This window comes from Pseudomonas thivervalensis (genome assembly GCF_001269655.1).
GTDB classification, from domain to species: domain Bacteria; phylum Pseudomonadota; class Gammaproteobacteria; order Pseudomonadales; family Pseudomonadaceae; genus Aquipseudomonas; species Aquipseudomonas thivervalensis.
On record NZ_LHVE01000001.1, the window covers coordinates 39,807 to 51,614 of the forward strand.

Below are 11,808 nucleotides of genomic sequence, written 5' to 3' on the forward strand. Positions count from 1 at the left end.
AAAAATCAGGCCTGGCGTTCTACCGTGATCCACCAACGGGTTCGATAGCGGATCTGCACGGGGAGCGTGCGGGGCAGGACGGCGAGCAATTTGTCGGTATCCTCCAGGCGGAAAACCCCTGACAAGCGCAGGTCGGCAATCGACGCTGCGCATTTCAAATAGCCTGGGCGGTAGCGTCCCACTTCGTTGAGAAAGTCTTCCAGGCGCATGTTGCGCGTGACGATCAAGCCATCGGCCCAGGCGCCTGCGTCCATGTCCAGCGGTGGCGCCAGGGTCGCTGTCGATGCGCTGACCCGATAGCTTTGCCCGGCCTCGACCTGGAGGGGCGAGCCATCGCTGTTGGGGTGCGAACGGATAACCACCCGTCCGCTGGTGACACTCAGCCGTGTGCAATCGCTGTCCTGGCGCACGACGAAACGCCCCTCCAGTCCTTCGAACAGGCCATGCCGGCTTTGTACCAGCAGCGGGCGCCCCGGATCACGGCCACAGGTGACCATGATTTCGCCGCGGGCCAAGGTAATCAGGCGCTGCCGGGCGCTGAAGTCCAGGTCGGCGGCGCTGTGGGTATTGAGTTCGAGTCGCGTGCCGTCCGGCAACTGGAAGCCTCGGCGTTCACCGGTGGCGGTGGCGAAATCGGCGTTCCACGCCTGCCAGCCCAGATCCTTGCCCAGCCATGTCGCGCCACCCACCAGGGCGACGCCTGACAGCAACTTCAGGGCCTGGCGACGACTGAGGCGCTGGGCACTGTTTTCCAGGGTATCCAAGGCGATGTGGGCCCCGGGCACGGCCCGCAGGTTCGAGGTCAATTCGCTGTGCAGCGATTGCACCCGTTGCCAGGCCAGTTCGTGCTCAGGGTGAGCGGCGCGCCAGGTGTCGCACTGTTGGCGCAGGCTGGGGTGGGTGGTGTGGTTGCGCAGGCGCAGCAGCCAGTTGATCGCCTGCCTGACCACCTGTTGCGACGGGCCGTTGCGGCGGCTCTGTAAATGATCCGCCGGCTCAGCTTTCATAGCGCAACACATAGCAGTGGTACAGCGCATCGGCGACGTAGCGCTCCACCGAGCGCAACGAGATGCCCATCTGCTCGGCAATCTGCTTGTACGTCAGGCCCTCGCACTGGGCCAATAGGAAGGCCTTGCGCACTTTCGGCTTGAGGCCTTCGAGCATCCTGGCAATGGCTTCGAGCAGTTCCAGGATCAAGGCCTGGGCTTCGGCGCCAGGGGTTTCGGCTTCCGGCAAGTGAGCTATGGTTTGGAGATAGGCACGTTCGATTTCTTCTCGCCGCCAATGGTCGATCACCAGGCCCTGGGCGATGGTGCGCAAAAAGGCGCGTGGGGCCCGAAGCTCCGGGCGTTCGCTACGCTGCAACAGGCGCAAGAAAGTGTCTTGGGCCAGGTCCGCCGCATCGGCGGCGTTGCCCAGCCGGGTGCGCAGCCATGTGTTGAGCCAACCGTGGTGCTGGCTATAGAGCGCCTGTACTGCAAACTCGGGAGATGACATGGACACGACGGCCTGGATGTTACAAATGATAATAGGTCGCATTGTCATCAGCCGTCGGCGAATTTGCAACCACCGTTCGCCCGCCGTGTCCTCCCGTCGCCTATTTCTTTATTCCCCTAATTATTTGTACAGATTTGCCGACAGACTTGTACGTGTGCACCAAAGTGGAGCGAAGTGACAACCGCCCGCGCTGTTATATGGACGTTGCAACCTGGAATGCACCCCCACTCCTTGCATAAGAAGCCCCATCAATGAATCTAAAGTTCAGCCACAAAATCCTTCTGGCCGCCTCTGGTGTGGTGGTTCTGGCTTTTGCCCTGTTCACGCTCTACAACGATTATTTGCAGCGCAACACCATTGGCAGCAGCCTTGAGTCGTCCATTGAGCAATCCGGTGACCTGACGGCCAGCAGCATCCAGAACTGGATGAGTGGGCGGATCCTGGTACTGGAAAACCTGGCGCAAAACATCGCGCATCAGGGCGCTGCGGCCGATCTGCCGGGGCTGGTGGATCAGCCAGCGCTGACGTCGAACTTCCAGTTCACTTATGTGGGCCAGGCCAACGGTGTCTTCACCCAGCGCCCGGACGCCAAAATGCCTGATGGTTACGACCCGCGTCAGCGCCCCTGGTACAAACAGGCGGTGAGTGCCGATAAAACCATGCTGACCCCGCCTTACCTGGCGGCGGTGGGTGGCCTGGTGGTGACCGTTGCCCTGCCGGTGAAGCACAACGGCGAACTGCTCGGCGTGGTGGGCGGCGACTTGAGCCTGGAAACCTTGGTGAAAATCATCAACTCCGTAGACTTCGGTGGTATCGGCCATGCGTTCCTGGTCAGCGGTGACGGTCAGGTGATCGTCAGCCCGGACAAGGATCACGTGATGAAAAACCTCAAGGACATCTACCCCGGCACCCCGGTGCGCATTGGCAAGGGTATCCAGGACGTTGAGTTGAACGGGCAGGACCGCATCCTTTCGTTCACCCCGGTGACCGGCCTGCCGAACGCCGAGTGGTACATCGGCCTGTCGATCGACAAGGCCAAGGCCTACGCGCCGTTGAGCCAGTTCCGTACGTCGGCGCTGATTGCGATGTTCGTTGCGGTGGCCGCCATTGCCTTGCTGCTGAGCCTGCTGATCCAGGTGCTGATGCGTCCGTTGACCACCATGGGCCGCGCCATGCAGGACATTGCTCAGGGCGAAGGCGACTTGACCCGGCGCTTGGTGGTGCAGGGCAAGGATGAGTTCGCGGTGTTGGGTGGTTCGTTCAACCAGTTCGTGGAGCGGATTCACGCCTCGATCGCGGAAGTATCTTCCGCGACTCGCCAGGTGCATGACCTGTCGCAACGGGTGATGACTTCGTCCAACGCTTCGCTGGTCGGCTCGGATGAACAGAGCGCCCGTACCAACAGTGTGGCGGCGGCCATCAACCAGTTGGGCGCCGCGACCCAGGAAATCGCTCGCAATGCCGCCGATGCTTCGCAACAGGCCAGCGGTGCCAGCGAACAGGCCGATGACGGTCGCCAGGTGGTGGAGAAAACCATCCAGGCCATGACCGAGCTGTCGCAGAAGATCAGCCTCTCGTGCACCCAGATCGAAACCCTGAACGCCAGCACCGACAACATCGGCCACATCCTGGACGTGATCAAGGGTATCTCCCAGCAAACCAACCTGCTGGCCCTGAACGCGGCCATCGAAGCGGCCCGTGCCGGTGAAGCCGGACGCGGGTTTGCGGTGGTGGCCGATGAAGTGCGAAACCTGGCGCATCGCACCCAGGAGTCGGCGGAAGAAATCCACAAGATGATCACCTCGCTGCAAGTTGGCTCTCGTGAAGCGGTGACCACGATGAACGCCAGCCAGACCTCCAGCGAAGAAAGCGTGGAAGTGGCCAACCAGGCTGGCCTGCGACTGGTCAGCGTGACGCAGCGCATCGGCGAGATCGACGGCATGAACCAGTCGGTCGCTGCCGCGACCGAAGAACAGACCGCCGTGGTCGAAACCCTCAACATGGACGTCAGCCACATCAACCTGCTGAACCAGCAAAGCGTCGCCAACCTCAATGAAACCCTGAAGGATTGCGACGCCTTGTCCCAACAGGCCAACCGGTTGAAGCAACTGGTGGACAGCTTCAAGATCTGACCGACCCAATCCCCTGTGGCGAGGGAGCTTGCTCCCGCAGGATCTGTAGGAGCTGACGAGCGAAGCGAGGCTGCGATCTTTTCACTGCCAATTGAGCCTGGAGCGAAAGATCAAAAGATCGCAGGCTTCGCCAGCTCCTACAGAACCGAGCGGGAGCAAGCTCCCTCGCCACGGGTGCTGGGTTGACTGACCCACCGCTTTCGCGAGCAAGCCCGCTCCCATAAGGGATTGGCGCTTACTTGAACATCCCCTGCACATTCTCCATCGCTGCATCGGCGAAGCCCTGGAGGAAATCCCTGAAGCCTGACGGCGTATGGGCATCGGTGTGGTCGGCGATGATGGTCCAGGTGGCGCGGCAGCGGTTGTCCGCCAGGGGTTCGACGCGCATGGCCGCCCACAGGTTGTCGATGCCCAGGGTGTTGTAGATCAGCGTCCAGGTCATGTGCATGGCCTGGTCGTCGCGGCTGTTGAGCTGTTCCACTACCAGGTTTTCCCCGTCGCGGAAGAACTTCTTGCGCAGAGACCTCACGCCCTTGCCGGTCATTTCAATGCGCTCCAGCGCCGGGATGAAACGGTCGAATCCGCCAAAATCACCCACCACGTCCCAGACGCGCGCCGCGTCGGCCGCGACCTCCACCGAGGTTTCGACCTGGCAGGCGTGGGGGTTCTTGATCAGGGTGTCGGGTTGAAATGCACTCATGGTCTTGCTCCTTGCTTTTGGGTTGAGGGTGTTTCAGATGAAATCGATGGCCTTGAGGTAATCGGCGCCGCGACGTAGCAGGGCCGGGGATTTTTCCGGGTAGCTCGCGCCCATCTGCCGCACGCCGGCGCGGGCGTTGTCGTGGCTGATCAGCGAGATATCGCCGATGTCTTCCTCGAAGCCGTTGAGGTAGAAACCCAGTACGCCAAACAGCGCATTGTCGGCATCGACCCGAGCCAATTGCCGTTGCCACTCGGCGACGCTGACCAGCGAAAACTCCCGGCCGCTGTCGCGGAACGACGCCACATAAGCGTCCCAGCTCAACGGTTGCGGGTTGTGCAGGTTGAACACCGCTTGGCTGGGCTGGTAGCGGCTGGCGTGGAAGGCGATGAAGCGGGCCAGGAAGTCCACCGGCATCAGGTCGAAATTGAGCGACAGTTCCGGCACCTGGCCGAGCTGGATCGAGCCCTTGAGCATCAGCATCAAGCGATTCTTGTGGGGCTGGCAGACCCCGGTCAGGCTGTTGAAGCTGATGTTGCCGGGGCGGAACAGATTGACCCACACCCCGCGATCCCTGGCCCGTTGCAGGATCCGTTCGCCGACCCATTTGGACAGGTTGTAGCCGTTCTTGATGTAGATCGGCGGCGTCTTCGCGGCGGGCTGTTCCAGCACCTGGCCTTCGGCATCCAGGGCACTGGAGGCGGACAGTGTGGAGACGAAATTGAAGATCTTCTTGCTGCGCCCTTCACACAGGCGCAGGCACTCGAAAATCGGTTCCACGTTGTCCCGCGCCAGGGACTCGTAGTCGAGCACATGGTTGACGTGGGCCGCGTTGTGCACCAGTGCGCCGAAGGTGCGGTCGATGCGGGCGTAGACGTCGTCCGGCAAGCCTAATTGCGCTTGGGTGATGTCGGCGGCATAGACGCTGACGCGGTCCAGGTCGAGGTGGGTCAAGTGATTGTCCCGCAGGGCTTGGGAGAAACGTTCGGCTGCGCTCTGCTCAGCGCTCGCGCGCACCAGGCAGGCGACTTCGGTGGCGCCCCAGGCCAGCAGCGCTTCGACGATGTGCACGCCGAGAAAGCTGTTGGCGCCGGTCACCACCACCTTGTGTACATCACCGCATTGGCTGATGGGCAGCGGATCGAGGTTGAGCTCGGCCTCGGCATCGATGAAGGCCTGGGGGCTGAGGACCGATGCGCTGCTGTGGTCCGGGTCGTCCAGCAACTTCGCCAAGGTCATCAGCGTCGGCGCTTCGATGAAACGGTTGATCGACAGGCTGCGGCCGAACGTCTGGCGGATGCTCAGCAGCAGTCGCGACAGCAGGATCGAATGCCCGCCGAGGTTGAAGAAGCTTTCGTCAGTGGCAATGTCTTCGACCGGCAACTCAAGCAGCTCGGCCCACAGTTGCTGCAGTTGCGTTTCCACGGCGTTCTGCGGCTGGCGGCGCTGGCCGTCGACCTGCACCTGCACCGCCATGGCGAGCAACGCCCGGCGATCGACCTTGCCGTTGCTGGTGTAGGGCAGGCTGGGCAGTTCGACGTAGGCCGCCGGGTGCATGTAGCTGGGCAAGCTGTTCTGCACGTGCTCGCGCAGTGCCTGGAGCGCGGTGCCGGGGTGTTCATGCTCGGGATGAACCAGGAACGCCAGGATCCGCCGCCGCTCATCGACCCCCACCGCCACCTGGCGAAACAACTGGCTTTCCCGCAGGCAGTGTTCGATTTCCTCGGGTTCGACTCGAAAACCGCGGATCTTCACCTGGTTATCGCGGCGGCCACACAGTTCGATGCCGTTGTCGGTCCACTGGCCGATGTCGCCGGTGCGATAGACCCGCAGCGCTTGCCCGGTGGGCAGCGTCAGATCGAGGTAACGCGTCGCGGTCAGCGTCGGGTCGTTCAGATAACCCAGGCCGACGCCAGGGCCGGCGATGTACAGCTCGCCCGGGACACCCTGAGGAACCGGTTGCCGTTGTTCGTCCAGGATCAACACCCGACCGTTGGCGATGGGCACGCCGAGGTTGCGGTTGTTGTCGCCGACGCCGAAGCGCCGCGTGGTCGCCAACACCGTGGTTTCGGTCGGGCCGTAGATGTTGTGGAAGTGGCATTGGGGTGCGAGCTGTTCGATCACGAACGGCTCGCAGACATCGCCGCCGGTGATCAGGTGCGCCAGGCCCAACGGCGTCTCCAAGGGCATGACGCTCAGCAGCGCAGGCGGCAGGAAGGCGTGGCTGACGCGCTGTTGGTGAATCAACGTGACCAGTTGCTGCGGATCGCGGCGCTGGTCTTCGCTGGGCACCACCAGCAAGGCGCCGTGGATGAAGGTCGGCAGGATATCCAGCAGCGACGCGTCAAAGTTGATGGTGGAAAACTGCAACGCCCGACTGTCGCGCTGCAACCCGACGTAGTCGCCGTACCAGGCACAGAAATGGCTGAGGTTGCGGTGGCTGAGCAACACGCCTTTGGGCTGGCCGGTGGTGCCGGAGGTGTAGATCGCCACGGCCGCTTCGTCGCTGTCTACCCTACGACGGATCAGCGAGGCCGGGATGCCGGGCTTGGGCGCTGGCAGTTGCTGGACATTCAGCGTGGGCAGCGAGAGGTCGCCGAGGTCGCTGTCGCCGTCGTGCAGCAGCAGGTCGGCCTGGGCATTTTCCAGGATAAAGCGCCGACGTTGCGCCGGGTGCTGCGGGTCCAGCGGCAGGTACACCGCGCCGCAACCCAGCACCGCCAGGATCGCCGCATACAGGTGTGCGGACTTGGGCAGGCACACACCGATCACTTTGTGGGAAGGCTTGTGGGAGGAAGGCTCTCCAGCAAAGCCTTTTTCATGTTCTGCTCGGTGCAATATTTTCAACATCGACTGCTGCAACCTCAGCGCCAGGTCGCGCAAGGATTTGTAGTCGATGAATTGCCCATCGACCCACAGGGCCGGTTGCGTCGCATCATCGAGCAGGCGCTGTTCGATGCTGTGCATCACCGGCACGTCGGCGGCGGCCAGCAGCCAGGGCACCGGCGGCCGGTTGAGGCCGTGCTCGAAGGCCAATGGCTCCAGCGCATCGAGCCCGAGCAGCGGTTGGTCGGCAGCGTCAGCGTGTACCGTCGGCCAGTGCTCGAAGCAGGTCTCCTCCCGGGACAACTGGCTGACCAGTCGTGCGCCGGTTTCGACCAGCGTCGCCAACGTACGCAGGCGCAAGGACTGACCGTTGCCATCGCGTTGCGGCGCGATCGTCTCCTGGCACAACAGCCGCTGCGCACCGTCGTGAAAGAACAGCACCGGTTGCGGCAATGCCTCGCCGGGCAGCGTGCGCAGCGCCACGCGGATCTGGAGACATGAACGGGCTTCATTGGCTTGTGGTGTCGTGCCGTCGTCGATCAACAGGTCGACCGGCGATTGCAGGTCGACCACCGCGTGACCGTGCTGCTCCAATTCCCGGGCCAGTTCGGCCATGGCCTGGCTGGTGCCAGGCACTGCAATGTCGAGGCGTCTCATCGGAAGGTCCTCATGGGGTCAGGTAATCAGCGAGGGCGTCGCGTACGCAGGGAGACGCGAGCATCGAACTGCCGCGGAAAAAACGCGTGATGTTGCCCACCAAAGGGTGAAAACGATTGATGGGATAGGCCAGCGCACTGGCGTCCTCACGCAACGACTGGCGCACCGATTCGTCGACGGGCAGGTGCGCGATCAGCTCGAAATCGAACGCTTGTTGCAGGTCGCTCGCCAGGTACTGGGCGATGAAACCGGGCATCAAGCGCGCGATTGCCGCACGGTCCTCTTCGGGCGCGGTGCGCCAGTAGATCTGCACCAGCCGCGTCCAGAAACCGGAATGCCGGCCCTCGTCGAGCAAGTGATCGGCCATCAACCCCTTGATCGAGGCCTTGACCGAGTCGTCCCGGGCGAAGGCGGCCACTTCGTTGGTCACGGTGTTCTCGGCAATGGCGATGCAGATCAACTCTACGGCGCTGAGCAAATGCTCCGGCGCCTGGGCCAGGGTCGCCGGTATGGCGCGGCTGAGCTCGATCTGCCCAGGCAACGGGATGGGATCGATGCCGGTCATGTCGATGGTCTGCTGCATGAAGTCCATCGCCACCAGCGCGTGGTAATCCTCGTCCACCACCACCGTCATCGCGTCGTAGCGGCAGGCGAACGGGAATTCGATGCCGAAGCGGTTCTTGGCGATGCGCCGGGCGGTGTGGTCCACCAGTTCGGTCTCGAAAATCACCACGTCGTTGATGAACTTGTAGAGGCTCTGCACCAGCACGAAGTCGCGCAGTTGCGGACAGTGGCTGAGGAAAGTCTGGCTGTGCACCAGCGGCTGGCGGCTCATGGGGAAGATCAACTTGTCGTCGTCTTCGACCCGGCGCCGTGGTCGGGTACGGATCGTGGCGCGGCTTTCCCAGGCGTCGGCGAAGGATTGGTAGGGGATGGCGTTCATGGCATCACCTGCGCAACCGGTTGGGCCATGCTCTCGCGCAGGCCATCCCACAAGGCCGCGCGGCTGTGGACGGCGGCGAGCGCGGCGGCCAGCACTTCGGTTTCGCGCTGCGGGTCACCGTTGATCAGTCGAGCCAACAGCTTTTCTGCCGCTGGCCCGTGGTCCTCGGAATCCACTTCGATGTGCCGTTGCAGGTAGTAACGAAAGGTCGGTGCCTGATCCAGGCCAATGCCCCAGGCGTCCAACATGCGCTGGAACATTTGCGGGATGACACTCTCGCGACCATGCACGAACGCGGCGGCCACGCTGTGGGCCGGGGCGTGCAGGGCGGTGTGCAAGGTCTGGCGGACGAACCGCGCCGCTGCCGGTTCGACCTCGACACTGTCCAGCGCGGTCTCGGGGCTGACGCCTTCCTGCTGCAGGGTGATGAATTGTTCGATGGCGCGGGTATCGGCACCGATTTCCCGCATGGCGTCCAGGTACAGTTCGAAATGGCTGCAGTAGCCGGCGCCGGGGCGGTCATCCGACTCTTCCCCCAGCACGATCTCGTTGATCAAGCGCGCCGCATGCGGGTCGGCTGGCGGCAGCCAAGGCAGTTGGACACAGGTGAGCTCGCGTTGCAGCCGTTTGGTCAGCGACATGAAGTCCCAGACGGCAAAGACATGGCTTTCCATAAAGCGGCGTAACAGATCGATTGATGTAATCTCGGAAAAAACCGGGTGCTGTCCAAGTTCATGCTTTTTCAGAGATAGTTGTTCTTTGGATGGCTGCATTGGAACGTCCTCATCAATGATGTTATGTCCGGAAGGCGGCTCGTTAGTTAATAAAGGCGAGCGGGTGCCTGAACCGGAATCCATGAATTGCTCTACGGGCCTAAGTATTCTCTTTTAATCGTTAATTCGGCTTTTGATGCCCGTATTTGCTGGGCTTGTCACAAGTCGAAAGGGCCGCCAGTAACGCGGCGAATAAAAAACTAATACATCGAGCAAGTCAGTGGCAAGTACCTTTTTTAATTATTTAAAGTTGTATTTTTATTGGGCGCGAAGAGGGCTTTTAAAACTTGTTTAATAAGTTTTATTGGGGCGAAGAAGCTCCTTCCGATTTAGCGAGATCAGAATCGAATAGTTCGAGTGAATGCCTCACTCGGAGCACTTCAGGGATCGGGGAGTTAAGAAGTTTTATGTTATGGGCAGGACGTCGGTCGGACATCCGATCATCCCGCCGGTTGGACGACGCTCCTTGCGTATTGGCTTCGATTCGCCTGGCCTCAGCCAGGCGTTGACTTCTTCAGGTCTGTTTTGAATCGACAAGCGCAAGAGTGAGCCCAAATCGATGGCAGTGCCATTGAACTGATGGGGCGACGAATCGCGGCCACGGCGAGGCCGCGCCGCGCTGGCGACAAGTGAGTCGGAAGGATGTGTAAGAAATTTTTACGCCGGACGGAGCGCCGACATGGGATCACAGCTTCGACGACTGTTCCAGGTACCGACGCATGGTGATGGAGGCTTTTTCCAGGTGCAGTTCCAGCAAGACGATCGCTTTATCGATGTCTTTGGCTCGTGCGGCGTCGAGCAGGGCACGGTGATCGTTCTGGTTCAACTTGCCCAGTCCCATGGACGACAGATGAAAGCGCAGGAAGCGCTCTTCCTCATTGAGCTCGCGCTCGATCAGGTCCAGCAGCTTGCTGTTGGGCGCCTTGTGATAAAGCGACATATGGAACAGTCGGTTGAGCTTGCCGATCTCGGCATGATTGCTTTCCGTTTCCAGCTGTTCGATGTATTGGGCGGCCAATGCCAGGTCGCGTTCCTCGAGCAGCGGGATGGACAGGCGCAAGGCGAACGATTCCAGGACCGAACGCAGGGCGTAGGTTTCTACCGCATTGTTGGTGATCAACGGCGCCACCACGGCGCCCTTGTGCTGAACCACGTTGAGCAGCGATTGCGCTTCAAGCTGGCGCAACGCTTCGCGCACCGGCATGCGGCTCACGCCGAACAGGTCGGCCAGTTCCTGCTGGCGCAGGGCGGTTCCGCAAGGCAGGCGGCCGTCGAGAATGGCCTCGCGCAGAGACTCTTCGATGATCGAGCGCGCCCGGTCTGCGGGGATGGGCCCGTTGACTTGGATGGTGCTTAGCGGTTTGGGCTTCTGTGTCACGACAACACCTGACTGGTAGTAACGAAATTGGATCCAGGCCAACATTAGTTACAGATTGCCAAGCCGTCAAAATCTTGCGGCCGCCGTTCCTGAACTAAAGTTTAGTCTGCTTGCGGTGATTGCAACCTGCCATTGTTTTTTACCGGGCCAGGCTTCACCATCCAACGAATTTCCAACGGCCCTTTTCGGACGTATTTCCCTTGGCTGCACCTTTCCCAGTCCTCAGGTCCTTGCGCTGGCTGTGTTCGGCATTGCTGCTGGCCGGCCTGATGCTGGGCGGTCTGCAAGCCGACTGGGACTTTGCGCAGATCAGCCGGCGGGCGCAAGCGTTATATGGCCCCTTGGGCGAAGGGCAGCAACGGATCGACGCGTGGCAGCAACTGCTGGCGACCCAGAAACAGATCCCGGAACTGGAACAGCTCAAGGTGGTGAACCTGTTTTTCAACAAACAGGTGCGCTATGTGGAAGACATCGACCTGTGGCGTGAGGTCGACTATTGGGAAACCCCGATCCAGGCCTTGTGGAAGGGCGCCGGCGATTGTGAAGACTACGCCATCGCCAAGTATTTCAGTCTGCGTCATCTCGGGGTGTCCAGTGACAAGCTGCGCATCACCTACGTCAAGGCGTTGCGGCAGAACCGAGCACACATGGTGCTCACCTATTACGCCACGCCCGAGGCGATGCCGCTGGTACTCGACAGCCTGATCGACGGTATCCAGCCGGCCAGCCAGCGAACCGACTTGCTCCCGGTCTACTCTTTCAATGCCGAAGGACTGTGGCTGCCGGGCGCCAAGGGCAACAAGAAAGTGGGTGACACCAAGCGCCTGTCCCGGTGGCAGGATGTGTTGAAGAAAATGCAGGCCGAAGGTTTTCCGGTCGAGACGACTAACTAGGAGCGCGCG

9 protein-coding genes are annotated in these 11,808 nt (G+C 61.4%); 2 read left to right on the forward strand and 7 right to left on the reverse strand.

What is annotated here, in order from left to right; genetic code table 11:
* Positions 1-5: 5 nt before the first annotated feature.
* Both AD659_RS00175 and AD659_RS00180 read right to left on the reverse strand, forming a co-directional pair.
* Complete coding sequence (locus AD659_RS00175; protein WP_053117150.1) at positions 6-1,007, reverse strand: FecR domain-containing protein; 1,002 nt, start codon at positions 1,005-1,007, stop codon at positions 6-8.
* Positions 997-1,497, reverse strand: a complete 501-nt coding sequence (locus AD659_RS00180; protein ID WP_053117152.1) for a sigma-70 family RNA polymerase sigma factor — start codon at positions 1,495-1,497, stop codon at positions 997-999. The genes AD659_RS00175 and AD659_RS00180 overlap by 11 nt, the downstream gene beginning before the upstream one ends.
* Positions 1,498-1,748: 251 nt before the next feature.
* Between AD659_RS00180 and AD659_RS00185 the strand changes: the two genes are divergently transcribed.
* Positions 1,749-3,629, forward strand: a complete 1,881-nt coding sequence (locus AD659_RS00185; protein WP_053117154.1) for a methyl-accepting chemotaxis protein — start codon at positions 1,749-1,751, stop codon at positions 3,627-3,629.
* A 235-nt stretch (positions 3,630-3,864) separates the two neighbouring features.
* On the opposite strand, the gene AD659_RS00190 is transcribed toward AD659_RS00185, so the two are convergent.
* From AD659_RS00190 to AD659_RS00210, 5 genes are all read right to left on the reverse strand, one after another.
* Positions 3,865-4,329, reverse strand: coding sequence for an SRPBCC family protein (locus AD659_RS00190; RefSeq protein WP_053117156.1), 465 nt, complete (start codon positions 4,327-4,329; stop codon positions 3,865-3,867).
* Positions 4,330-4,362: 33 nt separating this feature from the next.
* Entirely contained in the window at positions 4,363-7,812 is a 3,450-nt protein-coding gene (locus AD659_RS00195) for a non-ribosomal peptide synthetase (protein WP_053117157.1), read from the reverse strand.
* A 10-nt stretch (positions 7,813-7,822) separates the two neighbouring features.
* Positions 7,823-8,755, reverse strand: coding sequence for a diiron oxygenase (locus tag AD659_RS00200; protein ID WP_053117159.1), 933 nt, complete (start codon positions 8,753-8,755; stop codon positions 7,823-7,825).
* Entirely contained in the window at positions 8,752-9,528 is a 777-nt protein-coding gene (locus tag AD659_RS00205; RefSeq protein WP_053117161.1) for a DUF3050 domain-containing protein, read from the reverse strand. Before AD659_RS00205 ends, AD659_RS00200 begins: the two co-directional genes overlap by 4 nt.
* Before the next feature lie 685 nt (positions 9,529-10,213).
* Positions 10,214-10,906 (reverse strand): GntR family transcriptional regulator, encoded by a 693-nt coding sequence (locus AD659_RS00210; RefSeq protein WP_053118165.1) that lies wholly within the window; start codon positions 10,904-10,906, stop codon positions 10,214-10,216.
* A 269-nt stretch (positions 10,907-11,175) separates the two neighbouring features.
* On the opposite strand from AD659_RS00210, the gene lapG reads away from it, so the two are divergent.
* Entirely contained in the window at positions 11,176-11,799 is a 624-nt protein-coding gene (lapG, locus tag AD659_RS00215) for a cysteine protease LapG (RefSeq protein WP_408003321.1), read from the forward strand.
* Positions 11,800-11,808 lie beyond the last annotated feature (9 nt).

Bases quoted from the DNA above. Each gene is read 5' to 3' on its own strand.
- AD659_RS00175 (WP_053117150.1), bottom strand. From the start codon at position 1,007: ATGAAAGCTGAGCCGGCGGATCATTTACAGAGCCGCCGCAACGGCCCG.
- AD659_RS00180 (WP_053117152.1), bottom strand. From the start codon at position 1,497: ATGTCATCTCCCGAGTTTGCAGTACAGGCGCTCTATAGCCAGCACCAC.
- AD659_RS00185 (WP_053117154.1), top strand. From the start codon at position 1,749: ATGAATCTAAAGTTCAGCCACAAAATCCTTCTGGCCGCCTCTGGTGTG.
- AD659_RS00190 (WP_053117156.1), bottom strand. From the start codon at position 4,329: ATGAGTGCATTTCAACCCGACACCCTGATCAAGAACCCCCACGCCTGC.
- AD659_RS00195 (WP_053117157.1), bottom strand. From the start codon at position 7,812: ATGAGACGCCTCGACATTGCAGTGCCTGGCACCAGCCAGGCCATGGCC.
- AD659_RS00200 (WP_053117159.1), bottom strand. From the start codon at position 8,755: ATGAACGCCATCCCCTACCAATCCTTCGCCGACGCCTGGGAAAGCCGC.
- AD659_RS00205 (WP_053117161.1), bottom strand. From the start codon at position 9,528: ATGCAGCCATCCAAAGAACAACTATCTCTGAAAAAGCATGAACTTGGA.
- lapG (WP_408003321.1), top strand. From the start codon at position 11,176: ATGCTGGGCGGTCTGCAAGCCGACTGGGACTTTGCGCAGATCAGCCGG.